Source organism: Microcoleus sp. Pol7_B2, from assembly GCF_036701035.1.
Lineage (GTDB): Bacteria > Cyanobacteriota > Cyanobacteriia > Cyanobacteriales > Microcoleaceae > Microcoleus.
The window spans coordinates 1-25,929 of sequence record NZ_JAUBQB010000042.1 but is presented as its reverse complement, the minus strand read 5'-3'; the positions used below and the strand labels follow the sequence as shown (position 1 = coordinate 25,929).

Below are 25,929 nucleotides of genomic sequence, written 5' to 3'. Positions count from 1 at the left end.
AATTTGAATCGAATGCGGGAAATCTACATTCTGATTTTTCGTTTGATGGGAGCGAGCTTGAGAGATTGTTGGTTATTTACAATTATTGTTTGTGAAATTCGTACCTACAATTTAATAGATTGAGGAACAGGTTCGGCAACGGCAGCTAGTTCTGGTTCAGCTTCTTCGAGGTGTGCTTCTAAAAGCGCTAGATTTCTCATGTTTGATTTATAAAAAGCATCGAAGATATCTCCTACTAAAGGTACTGAACCAACAACGGCTTCTAGACCGATATTGTAAATCATTTTCCCTAGAGTTTTTTGGGGAATGTTGAATCGAGTTGCTAAATAAATTAGGTAGGCGGAAAACGCGGTATCTACGATATCCCCAGCACCCGGAACTAAACCGATAATGGGGTCTAAGCCGATGCGAAATTTGGTGCCGGGGATGCCAATGGCGGTATCCATCAGGCGGCTGAGTTTGCGGATGCGGTTGAGGGTGGCGAGACGCTCTATGTTGTTCATATTATTATTGTTGAACTAGGTTGAAAGTTTGAAATCTGTCGGAAGACGGAAAAAAAATCTAGAAACTGCTCATTTTCCATCTTCGCTAATATGCTGAATTCCCCATTCGTGCATGGCATTAATAATCGGTTTGAGGCTTTCACCCAAAGGCGTTAGCGAATATTCAACTTTTGGCGGCACTTGCAGGTAAATTTCCCGATGCACGATCGCGTCTGATTCCATTTCCCGCAGTTGCTGCGTCAGCATCTTCTGAGTAATGCCGTTGACAGCTCGTTGCAGCTCGTTAAAACGCTTCACTCCTTGAAACAACTCCCGCAGAATCAAGACTTTCCAGCGCCCGCCAATCACCTCTAGAGTGCGTTCTACAGGGCAATTTGCTCGATCGACCTTTACTTCTTGGACTTGCATAGTATCTTTTTGGTAAGTATCGCACTTTTAAGTGCGTACTATCCATAATAACTTGACTCGGTTTAAAATAAAAACATCAAAGAAACACCGGATAAATTTCACTGAGGATTCAGAAAATGATTACCGTCAGAAAAAGTGAAGCAAGAGGACACGCTAATCACGGTTGGCTGGACAGTTACCACACATTTTCTTTTGCCGGCTATTACGATCCAAATTATATGAATTTTCGATCTTTGCGGGTAATTAATGAGGATTTCGTTAGCCCCGGCAAAGGTTTCGGCACTCACGGACACAGTGACATGGAAATCATTACTTATGTATTAGAAGGAGCATTAAAACACAAGGACAGTTTGGGTACCGGTGCAGTGATTAAACCCGGTGAAGTACAGCGGATGAGTGCAGGTACGGGGATCAAGCACAGCGAGTTCAATAACTCGCAAACAGACCCGGTTCATTTGCTGCAAATCTGGCTCTTACCCGATACACAGGGTTTGCCTCCGAGTTACGAACAGCGGGAGTTTCCCCTAGCAGAAAGGCACGGAAAACTGCGTTTAGTGGCCGCAAGAGATGCGAGAGATGGTGCTGTTAAAGTGCATCAAGATGTTGATTTGTATGCGGCTGTTTTGGATAAAGACTCGCGGGTTTCTCATGCTTTGCAGCCGAATCGCCACGCTTGGGTGCAAGTTGCTCGCGGCTCGGTTTTGGTCAACGGTTTGCCTTTGAAAAATGGCGACGCTGCGGCAGTTAGCGGCGAGTCTGAATTGGCGATTGAAGCTACGGAAGATGCTGAATTTTTGCTGTTTGATTTGGCATAAAATTACACAATAAATCCCCGGCTTCTCCCAGAAGTCGGGGATTTTAGATCGTTCGGTTATTGACATCGCTTCTTGTTAAACAAAGTCCGAGCAGAGGGCGACTAAGAAATTAATCAGCCATCCAAGATTTTGTCCCAAAAATACCTGCTACAAGTTCGGGAATGCCAAAATCAACATCTAAACTTTCCCAGTGTACGCTGTTACCGGAAGGGGGTAGCCAAACATCAGCAAACTGTTCTGGTGAAGCGCCTTCTAAGCCTTGTGCAAGGCTTGGGGGAAAACAAAAAATAGCACCATTTTTTAATTCGATCACTATTAAATCTTCAGACTGATTGTAATACATGGATTCGGCGCGGGGTTCTGTAGCCTCAGTGTTTTTCCATGCTTGCTGGACTTTGGTTATTTGCTCTCGGAGATTTTCCTCAGTTAACTCTTTGTCCCAGTTTCTAAATACCATGTATTTCTTGCCATCGGTTTGGTTAAGTTTAGATACTTGATTATTGCCGCATGGGATTGTGTTAAGCGGACTGTGAAGGAGATGATATTTAATAATGGGTTACTACTTAGGAAATAAGTAAATAGGAGGAAGAAACTAACTTTTATGTGTGGTATTTCTGGTAAGGTAAATGTTTAGGATAAATTTTCATGGAACAACAGCCGATCGCCAGAAAGCATCTTGTTTGGAGCCTCATCACTGGTTTAGCAGTTGGCGCGATCGCAGGCGCACCCCTCGGCTGGATGGCTAATGGGTATTATTCCGAGCAGCGTTTGGCTCAAATTCTGATTTGCCGAGAAAAGAATAGAGATCAGCCAGTGGCTATTGTTGAGGCTAGGTGCGGTTCCCGATTCTAAATTTTTCTGCTAGGCAGAGGGCTGTGTCAAATATTTTTATGCTTGTGCAAATGTCGAAATTTCGATCGCGCAGGTGTTTTGGCGTTCTCAACCGTCAATATGCCACAAACCGGAAAAGTTATGCGTCAGGTGATATGTGGGTATGTTAGATTGACACAATAATGAATTACAGCAGAACAATTCCGGCTATTTTGAGTACTACGATCGCCCTGAGTTCGATCGCTCTCATCCCACTGACATCGCCTCAAATTGCCCTCGCATTAACCGCCGACAAAGTTAAAACCGTTGCCCAACAAATTACTGTTCGTATCCAGGGGACAAAAGGCGGTTCTGGAGTAATTTTAGAAAAACAAGGCAGCACATACTATATTCTCACAAACTGGCACGTTGTCGATAAAGCTGGCGATTACGAGGTCGTAACTCCGGACGGCAAAGCTCACTCTGTATACTATAGCCTCGTGCGGCGAGTGCCAGGGATGGATTTAGCCGTCGTGCCGTTCAGCAGCACTCAAAGCTACCCCCTGGCTCAATTAGCCAATTCCACAGCAACTAAGGGAAACAAGGCTTATGTGGCCGGCTGGCCGATATCCGGCGGTTCTCTGAGACAGCCGATTTTCATCGCTACCGAAGGTCAGCTTACCGGCCGCCAAACTCCTTGGAACGGTTATACTTTGGTATACAACAACTTAGTGAGAGCGGGAATGAGCGGCGGACCCGTGCTCGATGACGCAGGCCGAGTTGTGGCAATTAACGGCATTGTCAGGTTAGAGGACAATTCTGATAAAATCGTGGCTGCGGGAATAGAAATTAATACTTTCATGAAATGGCGATCGACTGTTTCGCTGCCAGTCGTTCCTCAATCTCCTACTGCGGGAAACCCAAAAACTCCGGCGAATAATGCGCCCCGCACGCCCGCAAGTGCGATCGCCTTTGCTGCCACAAATACCCTCAAAGGGCCTTCGGAAGTTGTTAGCTCCCTTGCCCTAGCTTCAGCTTATTTTACTACAGGAAATAGCAACGGCACAATCTCAGTTTGGAATTTTCCCAGCGGGCAATTAAAAACTACCCTGCAAGGACACACGGAAGCAGTAAACGCATTGGCCGCGAGTGCGGATGGCAAGGTGTTAGCTAGCGGCAGCGACGACAAAACTGTGAAAATTTGGAATTTAGAAACTGGCGCGGTTGTACGCACTTTGAGCGGGCATTCCAATGCAGTTTCGAGCGTTGCCGTTAGTCCCGACGGTCAATTTGTAGCCAGTGGCAGTTGGGACAAAACGATTAAGATTTGGAACCAGAAAACAGGAGAGTTGCTGCGGACTTTGACCGGGCATTCTGGGTTGGTGAATGCTGTTGCAATCAGTCCCGACAACAAAACTTTAGCTAGCGGCAGCAAAGACGGTTCAATTAGGTTGTGGAATTTAGCTACAGGTCAAGCAATTCGCACGATTAGCGGCAAAAACTTGTCTGTTTTGTCGCTAGCTTTTACTCCCGACGGCAAAAGTTTAGCTGCGGGAAACAGCAATGGCACTGTTGGGTTGTGGAATGCCGGAAACGGGCAGTTAATTCGGCGTTTAAGCGGGCATACTGACGGAGTTTGGTCGGTGGTATTCAGTCGGGATGGCACTACGCTGGTTACTGGCAGTTGGGATAAGAGTGTGAGACTTTGGGATGTGCGATCGGGCGAATTGAGAGGTAATTTGAGCGGTCATTCTGGCTACGTTAGCGCTGTGGCGATTAGCAGCGACGGTAAGACTATTGTTAGTGCGGGTTGGTTGGGGGAAATTAAGATTTGGAAAAGGAGTTGAGATTTTTTTGAACGAACCACGAAGGCGCGTTAGGCGGAGGGGCGCGTAAGCGCTACTCAACCTAGAAACAGCCCCGCGTCTGTACCGAAGGCAGCTAATGGAGGGTTCGGTTAGGCACGGACTCTACTGGTAGGGTGCGTCAGTTGGAGCGATTCGATGTACATCGGCGAATCATTTCCGCGCTTCGCACCGTACTACCTAGCATTTTGCTTCAAAGTACGCTCGACCCTTATGATAGATTTGGTTCTTGCCAGACTACACTGGAAGACAAAATCAAATTAAAAATTTCGCCATAAATTTCGATCGACCCGCCGATCGGGCGGGACTCTCAACTTCGTGGAACAGGCGTCCCGCCTGTGGTTGGCAAAGTAAATCTAAAATCTAAAACCTAAAATCGCGTGACTTCTGACAAATGATTGAAGTAGAACACTTAAGCAAAACTTACGGTTCGACCGCAGCGATCGCGGACGTGTCTTTTTCGGTCGAATCAGGAGAAATTCTCGGTTTTTTGGGGCCAAACGGCGCGGGCAAAACCACAACGATGCGGATTTTGTCGGGATATTTGCCGGCATCCAGCGGTACGGCCCGCATCGCCGGCATGGATGTTCACGAAGACTCGATGGCTGTCAGACAGCGCATCGGCTATCTGCCGGAAAACCCGCCACTGTATCCAGAAATGACTGTGGAAGGGTTTCTGTTTTTTGTGGCCAGAATTAAGCAAGTACCTGCGGGCGATCGCGCGCGACGAGTTACCTCCGCGATCGAACGCTGCGGCCTGGTTGATAAACGGAAAGTTTTAATCCGCAAGCTTTCTAAAGGATTTCGGCAGCGCGTCGGTATCGCCCAGGCGATCGTCCACGACCCCCCGGTAATTATCTTAGACGAACCAACCGTGGGCCTCGACCCCCGACAAATCATCGAAGTTCGCAATTTAATCAAAAGCCTTGGCGGCCAACACACAATTATCCTTTCCACGCACATTCTGCCGGAAGTCAGCATGACTTGCAACCGCGTTACCATCATCAATCGCGGAAAAATCGTCGCTGCGGGTAGTCCCGAAAATTTGATGGAAGAGTTGGCCGCCGGAGAGGGCTACGAACTCGAAGTTGAAGGCGAGGGGGATTTGGTAAACAGTCTGCTGTTGCCTTCTTTGGAAAATTTGCCGGGAGTTCGATCGGTCGAATTGATTCCAAGCAATCAATTTTTAGTGGGTCGCTACCGCCTGCGGGCATTGTGCGAATCCGACATAGAACCCGGACGAGAAATTGCTACAGCTATCGTCGCCTCTGGATTTGGACTGTGCGAAATGCGTCGCTCTCGCGCTACTCTGGAAGATGTGTTTTTAAGGCTGACAGCGGCTGAAAAGAAACCGGAAGAAAATCTGGTTCATAGCGAACCGGAGGTCGATCGAAATCTGCAAGAAGCGGCAACAACTCAAGACTCGATCGCGGATTATCATCAATCCGAATCGCAACCGATAGTCGAAAATCTGCCCGTTGTAGAAACAGTAGAGTCGATCGAGCATCCTCAACCAGAACCGATAGTCGAAAATCTGCCCGTTGTTTCAGAAACAGTAGAATCGATCGAGCATCCTCAACCAGAACCGATAGTCGAAAATCTGCCCGTTGTAGAAACAGTAGAGTCGATCGAGCATCCTCAACCAGAACCGATAGTCGAAAATCTGCCCGTTGTTTCAGAAACAGTAGAATCGATCGAGCATCCTCAACCAGAACCGATAGTCGAAAATCTGCCCGTTGTAGAAACAGTAGAGTCGATCGAGCATCCTCAACCAGAATCCGAACCAGTTGTAGAAACCGTACAGCCGATAAAAGGAAAGGATCTCAGTTTGGGTGTCACAGGAACCAGATCATCTTACTCGCTACAGATATCTCAACAAGCAAGCAGGATGCTCACTTTTGTAAAAAACATTTTTTACAAAAGTGAGAGACTCCCGATAGAACCTTCTCCACCAGCACCAGTTGTCGAAAATCTAGAAGTTTCACAAACCGTAGAGTCGATCAAGCATCCTCAACCAGAATCCGAACCAGTTGTCGAAAGGCAAGAGTCGATCGAGCATCGTGAAGCAGAACCGATTGTTGAAAATGTAGAAGTTTCAGACACAGTAGAGTCGATCGAGCATCGTGAACCAGAACCGATTGTCCAAAATCTAGAAGTTTCAGCAACAGTAGAGTCGATCGAGCATCATGAACCAGCATCGGAACCAGTTGTAGAAACCGTAGAGTCGATCGAACATCATCAACCAGAACCGATAGTCGAAAATCTGCAAGTTTCAGAAACCGTAGAGTCGATCGAGCATCATCAACCAGAATCCGAACCAGTTGTAGAAACCGTAGAGTCGATCGAACATCATCAACCAGAACCGATAGTCGAAAATCAGCCCGTTGTTTCAGAAACCGTAGAGTCGATCGAGCATCATCAACCAGAACCAATTGTCGAAAATCTGCCCGTTGTTTCAGAAACAGTAGAGTCGATCGAACATCATCAACCAGAACCAATTGTCGAAAATATAAAAGTTTCAGAAACGGTAGAGTTGATCGAGCATCCTCAACGAGAACCGATAGTCGAAAATCTAGAAGTTTCAGAAACAGTAGAGTCGAGCGAGCATCCTCAACGAGAACCGATAGTCGAAAATCTGCAAGTTGTAGAAACCGTAGAGTCGAGCGAGCATCCTCAACGAGAACCGATAGTCGAAAATCTGCAAGTTGTAGAAACCGTAGAGTCGAGCGAGCATCCTCAACCAGAATCCCAACCAGTTGCAGAAACATCAGAGGAAATAAGCGATTTAGAACCAGAAATGCAACCAGTGGCAGATTTTCTGGAAATTGTAGAAAAACAAGAGTCGATCGAGAATCCTCAACCAGAATCGGTTGTCGAAAATCTACTCATTGTCGAAACAGTAGAGTCGAGCCAACATTCTCAACCAGAACCAGTTGTCGAAAATCTGCTCATTGTTGAAACACAAGAGTCGATCGAGAATCCTCAACCAGAACCGATTGTCGAAAATCTACTCATTGTTGAAACACAAGAGTCGATCGAGCATTCTCAACCAGAACCGATTGTCGAAAATCTGCAAGTTTCAGACACAGTAGAGTTGATCGACTATTCTCAACCAGAACCGGTTGTCGAAAATTTGCTCATTGTAGAAACAGTAGAGTCGAGCGAGCATTCTCAACCAGAACCGATTGTCGAAAATCTAGAAGTTTCAGAAACGGTAGAGTCGATCGAACATCCTCAACTAGAACCGGTTGTCGAAAATCAGCTCATTGTTCAAATGGTAGAGCCGGTCGAGCTTTCTCAACCAGAATCTGAACTGATTTTAGATGCGCCAAAGTCGATCGAGCATCCTCAACCAGAATCCGAACCGATTTTAGATTCACCAAAGTCGAGCGAACGTTCTCAACCAGAATCCGAACCAATTTTAGATGCACCAAAGTCGAGCGAACGTTCTCAACCAGAATCCGAACCAGTTGTAAAAAAACGGCCACTTAAAAAAAAGCCACAACCAACTAGCGATTCTCGACCAGAACAGCCACCTATTACCAAAAAGCGACAAATAGAAAGAAAGCAACAGGATAGCGACGACAGCGAAAAACCACCCGCAGGCGACTCAGAATGAACCAATTACCAATGGCAAATTACCCATTCCCAATTTTTAAAGGTTAGTAATGATTAGTAATATTATCGCAATTTACCGCAAAGAACTACAAAGCTATTTTGCTTCGCCATTAGCCTATGCCATCGCAGCAGTCTTTTGGCTAATCACCGGCTACTTTTTAATAGCTATCCTCCTCGCCCCCGACGGGTTAATTCCCCAAATCGGCCAGCGAGACCAAATGGGAATTACCGAACCTCCCATCGACGTAGCCTACGAATTCCTACAACTATTCCTGCGAATCATGGGTTCCCTTTCCTTGTTCGTACTACCCGCACTCTCAATGGGACTTTACGCAGAAGAACGCAAACGCGGCACCCTAGAACTATTAGCCACATCGCCCTTAACAAACTGGGCAGTTGCTACCGGCAAACTCCTGGGAGTTTTAACATTTTATACCACAATGTTGCTGCCCCTGCTGTTCTGCGAGGCGATCGCCCTAAGTTCCTCAACCCCACCCGTACCCCCCGGAGTTCTTCTGCTAGGACACGCCGGCTTAATCTTACTAGCAGCAGGAGTATTGTCCCTCGGAATGTTTATTTCCTCCCTCACCGACAGCACAATTTTATCCGCCATCCTCACCTTCGCTCTAGTATTATTTCTCTGGGTGATCGATGCAGTCGCCGTCAGTATCGGTGGCCCCTTCGGCACAGCATTAGGGCATTTGTCGCTTTTAACAAATTACACCAATCTTGTCAAGGGAGTTTTCGATACCAGCAGTTTAATTATGTTTGCCAGTTACATCATTTTAGGAGTATTTCTGACTGCCCAATCCATCGATGCGCTGCGATATCAGCGTTCCTAAAAGCATCCGGGAAGGCTTCGGGGAATAAAGAGGAAAGAGTGGGAAAGTAGGAGATTTGGAGAGTTGCACATTAAAGTAAACACCAGCAATTCCCAATACCCAATTCCCAATACCCAATTCCCAATTCCCAATTCTCAATTAATGTTAGTTATTCCACTAATTTCTTGAAATAATGAGATTTATCAATCCTAAAATCGACTTTGCGTTCAAAAAAATATTCGGTTCCAGCGACAGCAAAGACATCCTGATTAATTTTTTAAACGCCATCCTTTATGAAGCACAGCCGATCATCGAAGACTTAGAAATAATCGAGTCCCCGCCAGAAACTCCAACTCTCGGAGTCCAAGACACACACCTAGATGTCAAAGCCACAATTAACGGCGACAGAATTGCCCTAGTTGAAATTCAACTGATCAACGTGCCTTCCTTTGGGAACAGAGTTTTGTACAACGCTGCCAAAAGCTACAGCCAGCAATTAACAGGAAAAGAACGCTACGAAAGACTAAAAACAGTAATTTCCTTGAAAATTACCGACTTTGAAATGTTTGAAAATCAGCCGGAATTTATGTCACGGTTTGTTTTTCAAGAAAAAGAGCAACAGTTTGAGTGTCCAGATACTGAAATAGAATTAGTATTTATCGAACTGCCAAAATTTAGCAAGGAATTAGCAGAATTAGAAACAACTGCAGAGCAATGGATTTACTTTCTCGAAAATACCAGCACTCTGGAAGCAGTACCAGAAACACTCAGTGCAGTTCCAGAAATTCAGAAAGCTTTTAGAATTGCCAACGAGGACAACTTCACTGAGCAAGAATTAAATGAATTGGAGAAGCAAGAACTGTGGATTCAAGACCAGCAGATTGCCATAGATGTAGCAAGAGAACAGGTGACCAAAACCGCTCAACTTTCGTTAATCTTGCGTCAGCTAGTGCGGCGTTTAGGCACAATACAACCGGAAACCGAAAACTGCATCCGTGAATTAGGCGTAGAGCAATTAGAAGAACTAGGAGATGCCGTGCTGGATTTCAACCATCAGTCAGATTTAACAGCATGGTTGCAGGCTAATGCGATATAGAATAACATCCTCGAAGCGGAATTTTCTCACTCAATATTTACCTTATGAAAATTAGCAAAAAAAATTGGAAATATGTTTTTTTGCTGGGCCCCCTCCTCATCGCAGCGGGGGTTACAGCAGCACTTGTATCTGGAGTATGGGACCCCCTGACAGTCGGTTTAGTTATTGCCGGAGCAGTGACGATCGCACTTTGGCTGCTATATTTGAGTTACGAACAAAGCTTTTGGGGGCAGCGTTCCACTCAAGCGGGCACCAACGCCCTGATTGCTACCCTCGCCGTCTTTGTGATTCTCGGAGTAATTAACTTTATAGCCGTTCGCTATCCCGTCCGCATCGACTTAACCGAAAGCCAACAATTTACCCTCGCCCCGCAGACTCAACAAATACTGCGAAACCTGCAACAAACAGTCAAAGTTTGGGTATTTGACCCCATCCAAAACCCCCAAATTAAAGAATTGCTGCAAAGCTACAAACGCGAGGGAGGCGAAAAGTTCCAATTCGAGTTTGTTGACCCGCAGACCCAACCGGGAAAAGCGCGGGAATTTAGTATTACCAGCATCGGAGAAGTTTACCTGCAATCCGGCGACAAAAAACAGGTACTGCAAAAAGGCGGCACTACTTTTGGTAGCGACCCGAATCAAGGGCTTTCAGAGATAAAACTTACCAATGGCTTAGAAGAAATCCTGAGCACTCGCGTTGCTACAGTTTACTTTTTGCAAGGCAAAGGAGCCCGCCCGCTACAGGAAGGTCAAGGCGGAATTCAGCAAGCTGAAAAAGCTCTGAAAGATAAATACTACAACGCCCAAACGCTGAATTTGACGGAACGCAAAGAAGTGCCAGAAGATGCAGATGCTTTAATCGTTCCGGGACAGGACAAACCTTTTTCCGATACAGAAATTAAAGCACTACAAGCTTATCTCGATCGCGGCGGCAGTTTATTGTTAATGGTAGACCCGGCAACTAATACGGGATTGGACAAGTTGCTGCAAGAATGGGGCGTAAAACTAGACACCCGCTTGGCCATCGACGCTTCGGGCACTGGTCAAAGATTTGGTCTTGGCCCCACGGTTCCCACAGTCAGGCGCTACGGCGAACATCCGATTACTCAAAGTTTTGGCACCGGCATTTCTTTCTATCCGTTTGCGCGTGCTTTGGAAACCTCGCCCGTAGAAGGGATAGAGGAAAAACCGCTGATTTGGACGAGTCAAGAAAGTTGGGCGGAAAGCGATTTGACGACGAGGAAATTGGAGTTCGATCAAAAGACCGATCGACAAGGCCCGCTATTATTAGGTGTAGCGTTAGTTCGATCGTCCACTGACAGCACTCCCTTAAAGCCCTCACCTTCACCAGCACCAACTTCCCCCTCACCTTCACCCCAAGCATCACCGGCAACGCCATCGCCTTCACCCCAAGCATCGCCGACAGATTCACCATCGCCGACAACTTCGCCATCGCCGACAGATTCACCATCGCCAACAACTTCACCATCGCCAACAACTTCGCCATCGCCAACAACTTCACCGTCGCCAACAACTTCACCATCGCCAACAACTTCACCATCGCCAACAACTTCACCATCGCCAACAACTTCACCATCGCCAACAACTTCGCCATCGCCGACAACTTCGCCATCGCCAACAACTTCACCATCGCCGACAACTTCACCATCGCCGACAACTTCACCAACAGCTTCCCCAATCAGCTATTCGGTGATTGTCTCGCAAGAAGCTACGCCTCCAGTATTACCGACGACTTCGCCAACACCGGCAGCATCTCCGACAGCATATCCCACAGCATCTCCAGAAAGTTCGCCAATACCGACAGAATCTCCCCCAGCATCTCCCGCACCGACACCAGAAACATCTCCCACAGCATCTCCCACAACATCTCCCAGTCCAACCGCAACTCCTTCCGCGCCTTCAACTCCTAGAAAAACATCGCGAATGGTAGTAATTGGCACATCTCAATTTGTGACTAACGGTTGGTTTGACCAACAACTCAATAGCGACGTGTTTCTCAATTCAGTCAGTTGGTTGAGTAAACCAGACCAGCAAAGCTTTTCTATCAGTCCGAAAAAAGCTACCAACCGCCGTATTAACATGACGACTATCCAAGTAGGATTGCTGGTGTTAGCTTGGCTAATTTGGCCTTTACTCGGACTGGGAATTGGCGGCGCTATCTGGTGGAAGAGAAGATAAGTTCGCCAACAAATTCTCTAAGGAATTTAACGGATTTATTTGCCTCTTTCTGGTTTTTACACCTCTTACCAATTCCTAATTCCTAATTCCTAATTCCGTAAGGTGCGCGACCCGGCGCACCTTACCCGTTGTCAATTCCTAATACTTCGGCTACGCGAGCGTACAAGTTCTTAATTCCTAATTTCCCTAGGGTGCGTCTCTTACCCATTCCCCATTCCCCATTCCCCATTCCCCATTACCATGCCGAATTTGCTGTTACTATGAAATTGCAGAAAAATACATTAGTATTGATAGCCGTCGCGTTGAGCATGACTGGGTTGGTTGCTTTGTTCGAGATGCAAGTATCTCCGAAAGAGGAAGCCGCTAAGGAAGAAAAACAGAAAATTTTTGCTTTTAACTCCGATCGCATACAATTCTTTACAGTCAAAACTCCCGAAAAAATATTGACTTTTGAGAGAGTTTATGCTACAAAAGGAGGCAAGTCTAGCTGGGAAATGAAATTGCCAGTGCAAGCACACGCAAGTCAGGCATCGGTGGATTTTTTGCTCGACAGGCTGGCAACAGGAAAGAGCGATCGCACGATCAATATTACTGCTGCTCAACTGCCAGAATTCGGTCTCGACCAACCCCAAGCTACAGTCACAGTAAAGCTGGACAACCAGGAAACTCACCGCCTAGTATTAGGCAAAACAGACTTTAGCGGCCGCTTCTTGTACGCTCAAGCCAATCCGCCGGAAGCGCCCCCTCAAAATTCCGCCCAAAATTTGGCCGTGCTGCTAGTGCCTTTTGACTTTAAAAATGCCGTCCAGCGACCTTTGTCAGAGTGGAAAAAAGCAGAAGAACCCAAAACAGAGAAACCGCAAAAACCCTCTCCGACGCCAAGTCCTGAGAATAAATAGATGGCCGTTGGATCTGAGATGTTGCACCATTCTCAATAAGGCTTTTATGAACAGGCAAGATGCCTGTTCCACAAAGAGTGAATTTTCTTGTGGAACAGGCATCTTGCCTGTGGCTGACAATGGTGCGCTCTGGGATAGAATTTAAAGAACAAATCCCAAAACCTGTTACATCCAACATTCCTCACCTAAAATACAGAAAAGTCTAAACTTAAACTGTATTTAAGTAGCGTGCATTACCCCCAGGAAAGGGCGAATATGTTTCAGACAGCACTCAACCAAGGTACGACAGCAACGGATACAGCGCTTGACGTTGAACTCCGCAAGGTCTTTAAGGTATTTAACGGCGAAACCGCAGTCCGCGGAGTTGACCTCAACATCCGCCAAGGAGAATTTTTTAGCATTCTCGGGCCTAGCGGCTGCGGCAAGACTACGACCCTGCGGTTAATCGCTGGGTTCGAGACTCCCTCGGCGGGCGAATTGATGATTCGGGGCCAGTCGATGACCAACACTCCAGCTTACCGCCGTCCGGTAAATACTGTGTTTCAAAGCTATGCTTTGTTCGGACACATGAATGTCTGGGACAATATCGCTTTTGGATTGCGGATAAAAAAGCTGGGGAAAGCAGAAATTGAAGAACGGGTACGGGAAGTTTTGCAATTGGTGAAAATGGAATCTTTCGCCAACAGGTTTCCCGCTCAAATGTCGGGCGGCCAGCAGCAGCGGGTGGCTTTGGCGAGAGCTCTGGTAAATCGACCGGCGGTTTTGCTGCTGGACGAACCTCTGGGTGCTCTGGATTTGAAGTTGCGGAAGCAAATGCAGTTGGAACTGTCGAATTTGCATCAAGAATTGGGTTTGACTTTTGTGATGGTGACTCACGACCAAGAAGAGGCGATGAGTCTGTCTGACCGGATTGCGGTGATGCACGAGGGGAGGATCGAGCAAATTGGCTCTCCTGAAGAAATTTATGAGTGCCCGCAGACGGCTTTTGTGGCGGATTTTATTGGGGATACGAATTTGTTTTCTGGTACGGTGGAGTCGATCGACCGATCGACTATCACAGTTCGCACATCAGCCAATCTGAAAATAGTCGTTCAGCAGTCGGATATGTGGAGTGGTGTCACAGGCGACTCTGTGGTGGTCAGCATTCGGCCGGAAAAAGTATATTTGAATCTCTACCAGCCGGAAGTGTCGGTCAACTGTTTTGAAGGGCGGCTCAAAAATACTATGTACATGGGCACGCACGTTCATTACGTCGTTGAGTTGGCGTCGGGCGATAAAATTACGGTGCGCCAGCCAAATACCGGCGGTTCTTTCCCAGACCCGCACACGCCGATTTACGCTTATTGGGGAACTACTGATTGTCTCGCTTTGACCGATCGAGCATAATTACGAAGGAAGTTCGACAACGAACACGCGATCGAGATTAAACGGATGTCACGGAGGTCGGGAAGTTCGGCAACGAACAGTGTACGGGATTTAACCGATTTAACGGATGGATGTTGCAGGGAAGTTGGGTAACGAGCAGTCTACGGGATTTAACCGATTTAATCTAATTTCCCAATCCCTAATTTCCCAATCTAAAATCTAAAATCTAAAATCGAATTTCCCAATCCCCAATTCCCCAATCTAAAATCTAAAATCTAAAATCTAAAATCTAACTGTGCCTCCGACTAACTTACCAATTTCCAGGATTTTTCCGGCTAATTCTACACGCCGTCAGTTCCTAAAAAATTCGGCGGCGACAATTTCCGGGTTAGCTGTTTCGAGTTGCGGCTGGCGACTTGCAGACGTACAATCTGCTCCTGCCGTCAAAGGTGCTGCCGACCAACTTTTCATCTATACTTGGGCAGGCTATACCGATGAAGCTTTGCTCGATCGCTTTGCCGAAAAAACCGGCATTCGCGTAGTGGCCGACGTGTTTAGCTCCAACGAAGAGATGCTGGCGAGAGTTCAAGCCGGTGGCGCGCGCGCCTACAGCATCATTTACCCGTCGGACTACATGGTGGTTCAAATGACGGAACTCGGGCTGTTGAGTCCATTAGACCACTCGAGTTTGGGCGGGATCGATCGGCTCAGAAAACAGTTCCAAAACCCTGTTTATGACCCAGGAAACCGCTACAGCGTGCCTTTGAGTTGGGGAACCACAGGCTTGATTTACAACACCGAACAACTCAAAGAAGCTCCTGAAGATTGGGAATATTTGTGGCAGCACAAACAGGAGTTAGCAAAGCGAATGACGCTGGCGAGTGATGTTCGAGAAGTCATGGGCGCTGCGTTGCGGATGCTGGGCTATTCTCTGAATTCTACGAACCAAGAGCAAGTGAAACAAGCTTACGAAAAGTTGGTGGAACTCAAACCGGCGATCGCATCTTTTACTACTGATGCTTGGCGGCCGCAAATGCTGACAGGGGATTTGAAGGTAGCTATGTGTTATTCTTCTGATGCGAATGAAGTAATTTCAGATAACGATAAATTGAAGTATGTCGTCCCCAAAAGCGGTTCTTCTCTGTGGACTGACACTTTAGTAATTCCTAAAAGTTCTCCCAATCCCGAAGCAGCTTATAAATGGATTAACTTTATGCTGCAACCCGATGTCGCTGCTTCTTTAGTAGAGCGGCTCAGTTTTTCAACTCCTTCGGAAGATGCTTTTAGTTTGTTGCCGCCGGAAGTTCGCGAAAACGACATTCTTTTCCCTCCGGAATCTGTTTTGAAAAAGTGCGAAGGTGTGGCTCCGGTAGGGAAATTTATGGAAGTGTACGATCGCTATTGGACTCAATTAACCAGCGGCTAATCATCAAACCTAGGGCGGGTTTTACAGGAAATCTCTGATTCTTACCCAATATATACATCAACCTGCCCCCCTAAAGCAGAGCGCCCACTCTATCCGTATTATATCCGCGTTAACCCGCGTTCATCAGCGGTTAAAAACTCAAAAAAATTGATTTATGGCTGTTTCAACTAGAACTCCCCCTCCTATTCCTCCCAATTCTCCTTTGAAGGCTGAAACTGTTTCCCCGTGGTCTGCTTGGGCTGGGCCACTGGCATTGCTCGGCCCTTCTGGCTTGTTGCTGCTTTTATTATTAGTCATACCAACTTTGGTGATTTTTCAGCTTAGTTTGGTGCCGAATATTAAGCCGGGAGATTTGGTGAATCCTTCGGGAATCGGCAATTACCTGAGAGTGTTTGAGCCGCTGAATTTACAGGTGATGGGTCGCTCTCTCTTTTTCGCAACGGGGACTACTATTCTGTGTTTGCTGCTGGGATTTCCCGTCGCTTACTGGATCGCCCTCAATGTCTCGAAAAAGTGGCGTAATTTAACTTTGTTAGGCTTTGTGCTGCCGCTGTGGACTTCTTCGCTGTTGCGATCGTATGCTTGGATTACAATTTTGCGTCCTACGGGTGTTCTCAACTCGCTCCTGGGAATTTTGGGCATCCCTCCTTTAGAATTGCTCAATCAAAGTTCCGCAGTTCTAATCGGCATGGCTTACAGTTATTTGCCTTATATCGTGACAATTCTCTACGCATCTTTGGAAAAGTTAGACCGCAGGTTGCTAGAAGCATCTCAGGATTTGGGCGCGAATCCAGTGGAAACTTTCTGGAAAGTGACAGTACCTCAGACGATGCCGGGAATTGCTGCGGGTTCTTTGCTAGTATTTATTAGCAGTTTGGGCGATTTTGTCGATCCGGAGTTGCTCGGTGGAGCTTCGAGCATGACGGCGGCTCGTTTGATTTACAATCAGTTTTTGGGGGCAACTCAAAATTGGGGGCTGGGTTCGGCTCTGAGTATGGTATTAATCTTTGCAGTGAGTATCGGAATTGCCCTTTTGCTCAAATATGGCGATCGTAATGCAATTTAGGATGTTAAAGGAATAAGGAATAAGGAATAAGTAATAAGGAATAAAACAATCCTAACGTATTACCAATTACCGATTACCAATTACCGATTACCGAGAAATGGAAAATACCGCCGACAATCCACAGGAGGAAATACAAGCAGATATGTACTTAAAACCTAAATTTAAGGTTTCTTGGCAGTTAATATTTGCCGTTTTGATGTTTTTTTATATGTACCTGCCCATCCTGGTACTCACATTTTACAGCTTTAACAAATCGCGTTTTAGCGCCGGCTGGGAAGGATTTACTTTAGATTGGTACGTTAAATTATTTAGCGATACGCGGATTTTAGTTGCCCTGAGAAACAGTTTAACAGTGGCTGTTTGTGCAGTTGCAATCTCTGCTGTACTCGGCACTTTGATGGCAGTTGGTTTAGCCCGCTACCGCTTTCCTGGCAAGAGTTTATATCAGGGAGTTTCCTACTTGCCGATTATTATTCCAGATATTGCGACCGCAGTTGCTACTCTGGTATTTTTAGCAGCCTTGGCTATTCCTCTGAGTTTGTGGACAATTGTCGCCGCTCACATTGTGTTTTGTCTGGCTTACATCGCCCTAGCTGTTTCTACTAGATTGGCAGATTTAAACCCGTATTTAGAAGAGGCTGCCTTGGATTTGGGTGCAACGCCTGTTGAAGCTTTTATTCAGGTTTTGCTCCCTCAATTAATACCCGGAATTGTGTCGGGTTGTCTGCTATCTTTTGTCCTCAGCATGGACGATTTTTTGATTGCGAGTTTTACCGCAGGTAGCGGGACTACAACTCTGCCGATGGAAATTTTTAGCCGGATTCGGACTGGCGTTAAACCGGATATTAATGCTCTCAGCGTGCTGTTGATAGTAGGTTCGGGAGGATTGGCTTTTTTAGCGGAATATTTGCGCGGCCGGGGCGAGCAAAAACGGACTCATTAGTTGATTGGTCATTGGTCATTGGTCATTGGTTATTATTCACCAAAAAACCCGGTTTCTTTGAGAAACCGGGTTTCTGAGGCGGTAAGGTACGCAGTTGAAACCCTACAGAGGTTCTGCGTCTAGGACTGAATTGCTGCTATTTTGCTGCTGGTAATTTCACCTTAGTAGCCAAACCTAGTGCTTCCAAGACTTGAATTGTCATCCAAGTGAAGTCAATTTCCCACCAATTCATACCGTGACGTGCAGAGTATTGAAAAGCGTGGTGGTTGTTGTGCCAGCCTTCGCCATAAGTCAACAGCGCAACCCACCAACAGTTAGTAGAACTATCTTCCGTTTCGTAAGTGCGGTAGCCAAATTTGTGAGTGGCGCTGTTAACAAACCAGGTGCAGTGATAAACGAAAACTAAGCGGACAAAAATTACCCAAACTACAAAAGGCCAGCCTGCTGCTAAGTAAAGCAAGACGCCAAAGGCGATTTGAATTGGCAGAAAGTAATTTTGCAAAAATTGATAAAAGGGGTCGCTTGAAATGTCTTTTGTGCAGCGGGAAATTTCAGCGTGAGCTGGACCTTTATAGAGCATCCAGCCGATGTGACTCCACCAAAAACCCTTTTGGGCATTGTGAGGGTCGAGCGCATTTTGGTCAGAGTGGGTGTGGTGCAATCGGTGCAGCCCAACCCAATCAATTATTCCTCCTTGACAGGCAAGGGCTCCGCAAAATGCTAGAAAGTATTCTACGAATTTGGGTGTCTGAAAACTGCGGTGGGTGAGCATACGATGCCATCCGAGAGTTATTCCCAAACCGCCTGTTATCCAGTGCATGAATACTGTTAAACCAACTGCTGTCCAATTGAAGTTACTGGGTAGCAGTGCGAACAAAGCGCCGATATGAAGTCCTGCTAAACTAATAACGTGCTTCCAATTGTATTGGAGTTTTTCTTGCGTTGCTATTGTCATTCTTTTTTTGATTTCTGATGAGATGCCGACCGGGATTCACGCATAATAGTTTGGATTGAGCAGTGAACTTTTTTGCTGCACACTTGCCCAAACTAATAAAGAATCAATGATAGATTTGGGATTAGGATTGAAAAAGATTTACGGTTGTATTTTGAAAATAAAAAATTTGGCTGCCCAACAAAATTTTTTGTTCCCAATTATATTATAACGGATTCTGGTTTTGGTTGGGTCGATCGCACCAGAGGATTCGATCTGTGTTCAACCCAACCTATACCGCTCGCAAAAAACAGGATTAGGCATTGGTGACCAGCCATTAGTCCATAACTGATGACCTACAACCAATGACTAATTGCCGATCGCTATTTTTCTGCTAATTTCACTTTGGTTGCCAAACCCAGCGATTGCAGCAGTTGAATTGTCATCCAGGTGAAGTCGATTTCCCACCATTGAAGGCCGTGGCGAGCCGAGTATTGAAAAGCGTGGTGGTTGTTGTGCCAGCCTTCGCCGTAGGTAAGCAGGGCAACCCACCAGCAGTTGGTCGAGCGATCGCCCGACTCGTAGGTGCGGTAGCCGAATTTGTGGGTAGCGCTGTTAACCAGCCAAGTGCAGTGGAACACCACCACGATCCGCATAAACACGCCCCAAACCACGAAAGACCAGCCGCCTAATAAATAAAGCAACACACCGAAGACAACTTGGATGGGGATAAAATATGCTTGGAGAAACTTGTATACTGGGTCGTCGCCGATGTCTTTAGTAAAGCGGGGGATTTCCACTCTGATCGGGAGATCCGAGAGCATCCAGCCCATGTGGCTCCACCAGAAGCCTTGATTGGAATCGTGGGGATCTGTTTCGGTGTCGGAATGTATGTGGTGTAACCGGTGCATTCCTACCCAGTCGATCGGGCCACCTTCACAGGAAAGGGTACCGCAAATAACTAGAAAATACTCTAGCCATTTCGGTGTTTGAAAACTGCGGTGCGTGACAAGGCGGTGAAATCCGAGAGTAATTCCTAAACCACCTGTTACCCAATGCAGAAAGACTGCTAGCCCGACAGCAGACCAGCTAAAATTACCCGGCAGCAAGGCAAATAAAGCACCGATGTGCAGAAAGGCCATAAAGCCTACGACAGGCCAATCAGGAGAAGTTTTTTTGGAAGTTGCAATCGTCATGAATATATTATGTTTACAAACTAGGGGCCGCATCTACGCCATAATGAACAGCGCGCACGCAAAGGGTGAGCGAGGTATAGATGAATAGCGTTTCACGGCTACAGGAAGCAGAACAGGCACTCTTTCAGATTTTTTCTGGTATTGACACTACAGTCAAGCAAAATCTTCAACGAGTCTTAAAAGCTTTTCGCAGCCACCGGGTTGGAGTCCACCATTTTGCAGGGGTTACGGGTTACGGCCACGATGATTTGGGTCGAGAGACTTTGGACGGGTTATTTGCCGAAGTGGTAGGGGCAGAGGCGGCGGCTGTCCGGGTACAGTTTGTTTCAGGTACTCACGCGATCGCCTGTGCTCTTTTTGGCATCCTGCGTCCTGGTGATGAAATGTTGGCAGTGGCTGGTTCTCCCTACGATACTTTAGAAGAAGTGATCGGCTTGCGGGGGCAAGGTCAAGGTTCACTGCTTGAGTTTGGCATTAGTTACCGTGAGTTGCCTCTAACTCGCGAAGGAAGTTTGGATTGGCAGGCACTAAGCTCTACTATTTCAGCAAAGACTCGCCTGGTTTTTATCCAGCGCTCTTGCGGCTATTCTTGGCGGTCGAGTTTGTCTATTTCTGAGATTGAAAAAATCGTCGCCGTAGTCAAACATCAGAATCCTAACACAATTTGCTTTGTTGATAATTGTTACGGCGAGTTTGTCGAAAATTGCGAACCTACTGCTGTGGGTGCGGATCTGATGGCTGGTTCTTTAATCAAAAATCCGGGGGGTACGATCGTCCCTGCTGGCGGTTACGTCGCCGGCCGGGCTGATTTAGTGGAGGCGGCAACTTGTCGCTTGACGGCGCCAGGAATTGGCAGCAGCGGCGGCGCAACTTTTGATTTGAATCGCTTGCTGTTTCAGGGTTTGTTTATGGCTCCCGGTTGTGTGGGGGAGGCGATGAAGGGCAATCATTTGACGGCTTATGTTTTTTATAAGTTGGGTTATCGAGTGAATCCTATGCCTTTGGCTAGAAGACGAGATGTGATTCAGGCGATCGAATTCGGTTCTGCTGATAAGTTAATTGCTTTTTGTCGGGCGGTTCAGCAAAATTCCCCCGTCGGTTCCTATTTAGATCCGGTGCCGGCTCCGATGCACGGGTACGAGAGCCAGTTGGTGATGGCTGGGGGTACTTTTATTGATGGGAGTACGTCGGAGTTTTCGGCTGACGGGCCTCTGCGTCCGCCTTACGTGGCTTTTTGTCAGGGGGGGACTCATTGGACTCATGTATCGATCGCTCTTGAGGATGCGATCGAGGCTGTGGGCCCAGCAAATAAAGTGACTAATCACTAATTACCAGACGCGGATTTGTGGCTAAACGGCCGTCTTCCATGTAGATAATTCGATCGGCAATATCGAGAATGCGGTTGTCGTGCGTGACTAGCAAAATCGTGCAACCCTGTTCTTTTGCTAGTTTTTGCATAATTTCTACGACATCTCGCCCGGATTTTTTGTCCAAAGCAGCGGTTGGTTCGTCTGCTAATACTATTTTAGGGCGGCTGACTAACGCCCGGGCGATCGCAACTCTTTGTTTTTGCCCTCCCGACAAATTTTCGGGGTAATAATTAGCCCGCTCTCCCAAACCCACTGCTTCTAACATAGCTATTGACAAAGCATCCATATTCTGATTTAGCATTTCTGTGTGCAGTTCCAAAGACATTCGCACATTTTGCTTGGCTGTCAAGAATGTCATCAAGTTATGTGCTTGAAAAATATAGCCAATTTGCTTTCTGAGTTTAGTTAACTGAGTTTTGCTAGCTCCGTGTATTTCTTGCCCAAGAATTTTGAGACTGCCTTCTTGAGCCGAACGCAGCCCGCCTAACATTGTCAATAAAGTTGTTTTGCCGGAACCAGAGGGCCCCGTCATAATGACTATTTCTCCGGGGTTGATGTCGAGATTTATGTCAAATAAGGCTTGTTTTTTGAGAGAGCCTTGACCGAAGTAATGGTTGAGGTTTTGGACTGAAATTACTGGTTCGGTTGCAGTAGTTAGGTTAGCGGGAAAATTTAGGGTTTGCATAAGGATTTTTGGGAGTTTTTTTGACCGCAGATGCAGGCAGATTGACGCTGATGAACGCAGATTAGAAGATGTCTGCTGGGTCGGCTGATTGGAGTTTGCGGAGGGCGAGGGCGCCGGAACCGGTACACATCACGATCGTCAAACTTAACACTACAACCGCTCGATTTGTTGTCATCCCTATTGGCAGTAAAGTGGCAGATTGTGCTAGCGAATAGAGTCCGTTAGCTAAAACAATTCCCGGCATGAAACCTAATACAGCTAATAGCAGAGCTTCCTGAATTAAGACTCCGACTAAATAGCGATCGCTATATCCCATTGCTTTTAAAGTCGCATATTCCGCTAAGTGATCGGAAACGTCCGAGTAAAGAATTTGGTAAACAATAATCAGACCAACAACGAATCCGATAATTGTACCGAATCCGAAAATAAAGCCGATTGGAGTAGCATTTGCCCAATAACTTTTTTCAATTTCTGCAAATTCTGCTAGGGTTAAAACTTTGACATCATCCGGCAATATAGCTTTGAGCATTGACTGGGTTTTTTTGATATCGGCATCGGGTTGTAGGTTGATTAAGCCGACATCAACTCGATCGGGTGTGCGATCGGGAAATAAGTTCATGAATGTAGAATCGCTGGCAATGACATTGCCGTCAGCCACGAAGGAAGTACCGAGAGTAAAGACTCCTCCTACTTGAATATTGCGTTTATTGAGTTCAGTTTCGAGAGTAGATTGTTTGTGAAAAATATTGGCAATCTCGCCGTACTCAGGTCGAGAAGATTGGTCAAACAACACATGATTAAACATTTGAATTTGAGGCAATTTTTCATTGACATCAGGCAAATTAAATGTTATGTTTCCCGGGTCGATTCCAAAAATTAAAATCGATCGAGTAGTGCGGGTTGTGGGATTTCGCCACTCTCCCATACCAATATATAAGGAAGTAACGGATTTTACTCCTTCTACTCCTTGTGCTTGGTAAAGTCGCTCTCGGTTGAAGTCTTTTACCGCAGCAAAAGTTTCAAATTGAGGATTGATTAAAACTAAATCTGTCTGTAAACTTTGGTGGGGCTTAACGGCAGAATCGAATAGTGCATCTTGAAATCCCAGTTGCACAAAAATCAAAATATCTGCAAAGGCAATTCCTGCTATAGCAACAGCGAGGCGGGTTTTTTCTCTAGTTACTTGCAACCATGCAAGGGGTGTTTTGCGAAACATAATTTTTGGGAATTGAAAATTGGGAATTGGGAATTTATTATTGGTTATTTAAAGCTGTTTTTTCAAGTTTGCGTTGCCGCATTAGGAGAAAGAAAGGCAAACCCAGGGAAACACCAACCAGTAAGTTAGTGGCAATATAAATCCACAAGTTTTTCATTTTAAGACGCGAACCTTCGCTCAATACAAAAAACCCAAAAACCACAGAAGAGACGATTACATCCATGCCAAAAAAGCCGGAAATTTGATTGGCAAACAATTGTCCGAAGAAAGCGTTAATATTCAAACCTTTTTCTAAGAGAAACGAGACAAACTGGGAATACGGTAAAGCAGTACCCAGAATACAGAGAACTAAGTATGCAATTTGAAGCATTGGAAAACCTCATATTTGTTAATCTTAAATCCCTATATTTGAGAGTTTACTCAGCATTACTGAGCGCTTTAATATCAGATTGCATAATTAAGTTAATGTTGCGAGAAATCTTGCCAATTTCCCAATCCCACCACCGAATTTCTAATAGTTGTGCAACTTCAGCATCGCTGAAACGCTGTCTGATTGAATGTGCAGGGTTTCCACCGACAACGGTGTAAGCGGGAACATCTTTTACTACAACTGTTTTGGCGGCCACGATTGCACCGTCGCCGATTTTGACTCCCGGCATAATCACCGATTCATAGCCGATCCAAACGTCATTGCCGATCGCAGTATCGCCTTTACTTGGCAGTTCGATTAATAGATTCATGGCTGTTTCCCAACCATTCCCAAAGACGGGAAAAGGATAGGTAGAAATGCCGTCTAATTTGTGATTTGCACCGTTCATAATGAATTTGACGTTAGTGGCGATCGCACAAAATTTACCAATAATTAATTTCTCGCTCCCGTAATGGTAAAGTACGTTTCTCTCGAAGTTTTCTGGCTCTATTGGATCGTCATAATATGAGTAATCGCCGACGATAATATTGGGGGATTTTATGAAGTTTTTGATAAAGCAAACCCTGCGCTGGTCGGCCATCGGATAAGGTCGGTTCGGGTCGGGGCCAAATTCTGCCATAACTTTCAATCCTCCAAGGTTTTTAGTAAAGACTTTAGTTTTGTTCAATTGCTACTTGTACCTGCAAATTGGTCAATCCCGCAACTTGTTTGCTAGCTTGAGGATTCAGGTAAATTTTTACTTCTACTACTCGGCTATCTAAGTTTTCTCCTGGTTGGTTACTAAACACATTTTGTTTACTTACTTTTAACGCAATCTCTTTGACAGTTCCCTGCAACTCTCCTGAGAATGCTTGGCTAATAACCGCTGCTTTTTGTCCTAGCTTAATTTTGCTGATGTCGGTTTGATAAATTTCCGCAACGACTACCATTTGGTCAGTTTTTCCTAAGTCTGCAATCCCGTCATCGCTGATTTTTTCACCAGCACGAGTATGAATTTTCAGGATTTTTCCAGCATTTGGCGCGCGGATGGAAGCTTGATTTAACTCGGTTTGGGCGCGCTTCACTTGGGCGATCGCACTTTCGATCTCAGCTTCGGCTGCTTGCACGTCCACGGGGCGCACTTCGGCTATTTTGTCAAGAGTTGATTTCGCTTCTTCTAGTTGTGCGATGCCAGTTTCTTGAATGCGTTTGAGTGTTGATTGAGCTTCGTTAAGCTGCTGGATTGATGTACTGTTAATGCGAGTTAGGTTTGCTTCTGCTTCGTTAATTTGCTGTTTGGCTGTATTGTTAATGCGATCGAGGTTTGCTTGTGCTTCTTCAAGTTGCTGCGTTGCCGTATTATTAATTCGGCTGAGATTAGCTTGTGCTTCTTTAATTAGCTGCCGACTTGTTTCTAATGCCAGCCGCTTAGTATCTCTTACGGATTTAGAAACTGCACCTTCACCCGCGAGTTGCTGATGTCGGAAATCTTCAGCTTTAGCATTATTAAACTCGGCTTGCAATTTGTCGATCGCTGCTATTTGTGCAGTTTTTTCTCCTTGCCATTGTGCCGCTATTCGGCTAATTGTTGCCTGTTGTGCTTTCCTCTCCCCTTGCCACTGGGCCGTGATTCGGCTGATAGTTGCCTGCTGTGCGGTTCTGTCGCCTTGCCATTGTGCTTGCAGGCGATCGACTGTTGCTTGTTGTGCAGTTTTGTTGCCTTGTAGTTCCGCTTCTAGCTTGCCAATTGTGGCAGATTGTGCGGCAAGTTCTCCCGACTTTGCACCAGCTTTTACTTGTGCTAAACGGGATCGAGCAACTTTGACTTTCTCTTGAGCTTCTTCTAAAACAGATTGCAGCCGATCGCGCGCATCCAAAATCGCAATTAGTTGTCCTGCTTTGACTCGATCCCCCTCTTTGACTAAAAGCTGGGAAATGCGATCGCCATCTAAAGTTTGCGATACTCCCAAGCGAACCACTTCTCCTTGCGGTTCCAATCTTCCCAATGCTGTTATTTTCCTCACTGGCGGTATTTCCGCACGCAAAGGTTCCGTATTTTGAGCCAACGGTGCAAACTGAGAAATCCCGTAAAAAGCTGTACCGCTGGTAATGATGCTGGCAGCAATTGCCATTCCGATTACTAATCTATTTTTAGGTTCTATCCAAGATTGAAAATTCATACTTTTCCTCTACTTGCAGCTATTTTTGTCTAAGAGGATGTTTGAAAAGTAGGGGTCTTTGTAAGAAAACTCACAAAGCTTAAGCTGAGATTTGTAGATACCAGCACCT

General features: G+C 46.1%; 22 protein-coding genes and 1 pseudogene. 13 read left to right on the top strand and 10 right to left on the bottom strand.

The annotated features are described in order from the left end of the window. Positions 1–104 precede the first annotated feature (104 nt). Positions 105–503, bottom strand: coding sequence for a DUF4112 domain-containing protein (locus tag QUA57_RS16750; RefSeq protein ID WP_190737102.1), 399 nt, complete (start codon positions 501–503; stop codon positions 105–107). A gap of 69 nt (positions 504–572) precedes the next feature. Further along, the gene (locus tag QUA57_RS16745) at positions 573–911 is read right to left on the bottom strand and encodes a winged helix-turn-helix transcriptional regulator (RefSeq protein ID WP_006633569.1); all 339 of its coding nucleotides are present in this window, start codon (positions 909–911) and stop codon (positions 573–575) included. 116 nt (positions 912–1,027) lie between these two features. Between QUA57_RS16745 and QUA57_RS16740 the strand changes: the two genes are divergently transcribed. Beyond that, positions 1,028–1,726, top strand: a complete 699-nt coding sequence (locus QUA57_RS16740; protein WP_333062391.1) for a pirin family protein — start codon at positions 1,028–1,030, stop codon at positions 1,724–1,726. Positions 1,727–1,835: 109 nt separating this feature from the next. Here QUA57_RS16740 and QUA57_RS16735 read toward each other — a convergent pair whose 3' ends face one another. Further along, positions 1,836–2,183, bottom strand: coding sequence for a DUF2442 domain-containing protein (locus QUA57_RS16735; RefSeq protein ID WP_333062389.1), 348 nt, complete (start codon positions 2,181–2,183; stop codon positions 1,836–1,838). A gap of 188 nt (positions 2,184–2,371) precedes the next feature. Between QUA57_RS16735 and QUA57_RS16730 the strand changes: the two genes are divergently transcribed. From QUA57_RS16730 to QUA57_RS16680, 11 genes and pseudogenes are all read left to right on the top strand, one after another. After that, positions 2,372–2,578, top strand: coding sequence for a hypothetical protein (locus QUA57_RS16730; protein WP_333062386.1), 207 nt, complete (start codon positions 2,372–2,374; stop codon positions 2,576–2,578). 161 nt (positions 2,579–2,739) lie between these two features. Then, positions 2,740–4,383 carry a WD40 domain-containing protein gene (locus QUA57_RS16725; protein WP_333062384.1) on the top strand — a complete coding sequence of 548 codons (1,644 nt, stop codon included), beginning with the start codon at positions 2,740–2,742 and terminating at the stop codon, positions 4,381–4,383. A gap of 412 nt (positions 4,384–4,795) precedes the next feature. After that, positions 4,796–5,866: pseudogene (locus QUA57_RS16720) on the top strand (ABC transporter ATP-binding protein); the annotation flags it as partial. A gap of 2,203 nt (positions 5,867–8,069) precedes the next feature. Then, positions 8,070–8,861, top strand: coding sequence for an ABC transporter permease (locus QUA57_RS16715; RefSeq protein WP_333062381.1), 792 nt, complete (start codon positions 8,070–8,072; stop codon positions 8,859–8,861). Between the two features lie 172 nt (positions 8,862–9,033). Then, entirely contained in the window at positions 9,034–9,936 is a 903-nt protein-coding gene (locus QUA57_RS16710; RefSeq protein WP_333062380.1) for an Rpn family recombination-promoting nuclease/putative transposase, read from the top strand. A 44-nt stretch (positions 9,937–9,980) separates the two neighbouring features. After that, positions 9,981–12,134: a Gldg family protein gene (locus QUA57_RS16705; RefSeq protein ID WP_333062378.1), complete on the top strand. Its 2,154-nt coding sequence runs from the start codon at positions 9,981–9,983 to the stop codon at positions 12,132–12,134. 260 nt (positions 12,135–12,394) lie between these two features. Continuing rightward, on the top strand, positions 12,395–13,033 hold the full coding sequence (locus QUA57_RS16700) for a DUF4340 domain-containing protein (RefSeq protein WP_333062376.1): 639 nt from the start codon (positions 12,395–12,397) through the stop codon (positions 13,031–13,033). 255 nt (positions 13,034–13,288) lie between these two features. Next, a complete protein-coding gene (locus QUA57_RS16695; RefSeq protein ID WP_333062374.1) occupies positions 13,289–14,419 on the top strand; it encodes an ABC transporter ATP-binding protein in 1,131 nt (376 codons plus the stop codon). 274 nt (positions 14,420–14,693) lie between these two features. Then, entirely contained in the window at positions 14,694–15,824 is a 1,131-nt protein-coding gene (locus QUA57_RS16690; RefSeq protein ID WP_333062373.1) for a spermidine/putrescine ABC transporter substrate-binding protein, read from the top strand. A 154-nt stretch (positions 15,825–15,978) separates the two neighbouring features. Next, positions 15,979–16,890, top strand: a complete 912-nt coding sequence (locus QUA57_RS16685; RefSeq protein WP_333062372.1) for an ABC transporter permease — start codon at positions 15,979–15,981, stop codon at positions 16,888–16,890. Positions 16,891–16,987: 97 nt separating this feature from the next. Beyond that, positions 16,988–17,833: an ABC transporter permease gene (locus tag QUA57_RS16680; protein WP_333062370.1), complete on the top strand. Its 846-nt coding sequence runs from the start codon at positions 16,988–16,990 to the stop codon at positions 17,831–17,833. 136 nt (positions 17,834–17,969) lie between these two features. Here QUA57_RS16680 and QUA57_RS16675 read toward each other — a convergent pair whose 3' ends face one another. Then, on the bottom strand, positions 17,970–18,788 hold the full coding sequence (locus QUA57_RS16675) for a fatty acid desaturase (protein ID WP_333062368.1): 819 nt from the start codon (positions 18,786–18,788) through the stop codon (positions 17,970–17,972). A gap of 359 nt (positions 18,789–19,147) precedes the next feature. After that, positions 19,148–19,960: an acyl-CoA desaturase gene (locus QUA57_RS16670; protein ID WP_194063518.1), complete on the bottom strand. Its 813-nt coding sequence runs from the start codon at positions 19,958–19,960 to the stop codon at positions 19,148–19,150. An 80-nt stretch (positions 19,961–20,040) separates the two neighbouring features. On the opposite strand from QUA57_RS16670, the gene QUA57_RS16665 reads away from it, so the two are divergent. Beyond that, positions 20,041–21,288 carry an aminotransferase class I/II-fold pyridoxal phosphate-dependent enzyme gene (locus tag QUA57_RS16665; RefSeq protein WP_333062366.1) on the top strand — a complete coding sequence of 416 codons (1,248 nt, stop codon included), beginning with the start codon at positions 20,041–20,043 and terminating at the stop codon, positions 21,286–21,288. Here QUA57_RS16665 and QUA57_RS16660 read toward each other — a convergent pair. The 5 genes from QUA57_RS16660 to QUA57_RS16640 form a co-directional block, all read right to left on the bottom strand. Next, positions 21,278–22,015, bottom strand: a complete 738-nt coding sequence (locus tag QUA57_RS16660; protein WP_333062365.1) for a DevA family ABC transporter ATP-binding protein — start codon at positions 22,013–22,015, stop codon at positions 21,278–21,280. The two genes, QUA57_RS16665 and QUA57_RS16660, sit on opposite strands and share 11 nt — an antisense overlap. A 61-nt stretch (positions 22,016–22,076) precedes the next feature. Continuing rightward, positions 22,077–23,231 (bottom strand): ABC transporter permease DevC, encoded by a 1,155-nt coding sequence (gene devC / locus QUA57_RS16655; RefSeq protein WP_333062363.1) that lies wholly within the window; start codon positions 23,229–23,231, stop codon positions 22,077–22,079. Positions 23,232–23,268: 37 nt separating this feature from the next. Next, on the bottom strand, positions 23,269–23,601 hold the full coding sequence (locus QUA57_RS16650) for a DUF2834 domain-containing protein (RefSeq protein ID WP_333062361.1): 333 nt from the start codon (positions 23,599–23,601) through the stop codon (positions 23,269–23,271). Between the two features lie 46 nt (positions 23,602–23,647). Further along, positions 23,648–24,280, bottom strand: a complete 633-nt coding sequence (locus tag QUA57_RS16645; protein ID WP_333062360.1) for a Vat family streptogramin A O-acetyltransferase — start codon at positions 24,278–24,280, stop codon at positions 23,648–23,650. Between the two features lie 34 nt (positions 24,281–24,314). After that, complete coding sequence (locus QUA57_RS16640) at positions 24,315–25,820, bottom strand: HlyD family efflux transporter periplasmic adaptor subunit (protein WP_333062359.1); 1,506 nt, start codon at positions 25,818–25,820, stop codon at positions 24,315–24,317. Between the last annotated feature and the right edge of the window lie 109 nt (positions 25,821–25,929).

Bases quoted from the DNA above. Each gene is read 5' to 3' on its own strand.
- QUA57_RS16705 (WP_333062378.1), top strand. From the start codon at position 9,981: ATGAAAATTAGCAAAAAAAATTGGAAATATGTTTTTTTGCTGGGCCCC.
- QUA57_RS16710 (WP_333062380.1), top strand. From the start codon at position 9,034: ATGAGATTTATCAATCCTAAAATCGACTTTGCGTTCAAAAAAATATTC.
- QUA57_RS16750 (WP_190737102.1), bottom strand. From the start codon at position 503: ATGAACAACATAGAGCGTCTCGCCACCCTCAACCGCATCCGCAAACTC.
- devC (WP_333062363.1), bottom strand. From the start codon at position 23,231: ATGTTTCGCAAAACACCCCTTGCATGGTTGCAAGTAACTAGAGAAAAA.
- QUA57_RS16675 (WP_333062368.1), bottom strand. From the start codon at position 18,788: ATGACAATAGCAACGCAAGAAAAACTCCAATACAATTGGAAGCACGTT.
- QUA57_RS16670 (WP_194063518.1), bottom strand. From the start codon at position 19,960: ATGACGATTGCAACTTCCAAAAAAACTTCTCCTGATTGGCCTGTCGTA.
- QUA57_RS16685 (WP_333062372.1), top strand. From the start codon at position 15,979: ATGGCTGTTTCAACTAGAACTCCCCCTCCTATTCCTCCCAATTCTCCT.
- QUA57_RS16740 (WP_333062391.1), top strand. From the start codon at position 1,028: ATGATTACCGTCAGAAAAAGTGAAGCAAGAGGACACGCTAATCACGGT.
- QUA57_RS16745 (WP_006633569.1), bottom strand. From the start codon at position 911: ATGCAAGTCCAAGAAGTAAAGGTCGATCGAGCAAATTGCCCTGTAGAA.
- QUA57_RS16680 (WP_333062370.1), top strand. From the start codon at position 16,988: ATGGAAAATACCGCCGACAATCCACAGGAGGAAATACAAGCAGATATG.
- QUA57_RS16730 (WP_333062386.1), top strand. From the start codon at position 2,372: ATGGAACAACAGCCGATCGCCAGAAAGCATCTTGTTTGGAGCCTCATC.
- QUA57_RS16700 (WP_333062376.1), top strand. From the start codon at position 12,395: ATGAAATTGCAGAAAAATACATTAGTATTGATAGCCGTCGCGTTGAGC.
- QUA57_RS16645 (WP_333062360.1), bottom strand. From the start codon at position 24,280: ATGGCAGAATTTGGCCCCGACCCGAACCGACCTTATCCGATGGCCGAC.
- QUA57_RS16650 (WP_333062361.1), bottom strand. From the start codon at position 23,601: ATGCTTCAAATTGCATACTTAGTTCTCTGTATTCTGGGTACTGCTTTA.
- QUA57_RS16725 (WP_333062384.1), top strand. From the start codon at position 2,740: ATGAATTACAGCAGAACAATTCCGGCTATTTTGAGTACTACGATCGCC.
- QUA57_RS16695 (WP_333062374.1), top strand. From the start codon at position 13,289: ATGTTTCAGACAGCACTCAACCAAGGTACGACAGCAACGGATACAGCG.
- QUA57_RS16665 (WP_333062366.1), top strand. From the start codon at position 20,041: ATGAATAGCGTTTCACGGCTACAGGAAGCAGAACAGGCACTCTTTCAG.
- QUA57_RS16715 (WP_333062381.1), top strand. From the start codon at position 8,070: ATGATTAGTAATATTATCGCAATTTACCGCAAAGAACTACAAAGCTAT.
- QUA57_RS16640 (WP_333062359.1), bottom strand. From the start codon at position 25,820: ATGAATTTTCAATCTTGGATAGAACCTAAAAATAGATTAGTAATCGGA.
- QUA57_RS16660 (WP_333062365.1), bottom strand. From the start codon at position 22,015: ATGCAAACCCTAAATTTTCCCGCTAACCTAACTACTGCAACCGAACCA.
- QUA57_RS16735 (WP_333062389.1), bottom strand. From the start codon at position 2,183: ATGGTATTTAGAAACTGGGACAAAGAGTTAACTGAGGAAAATCTCCGA.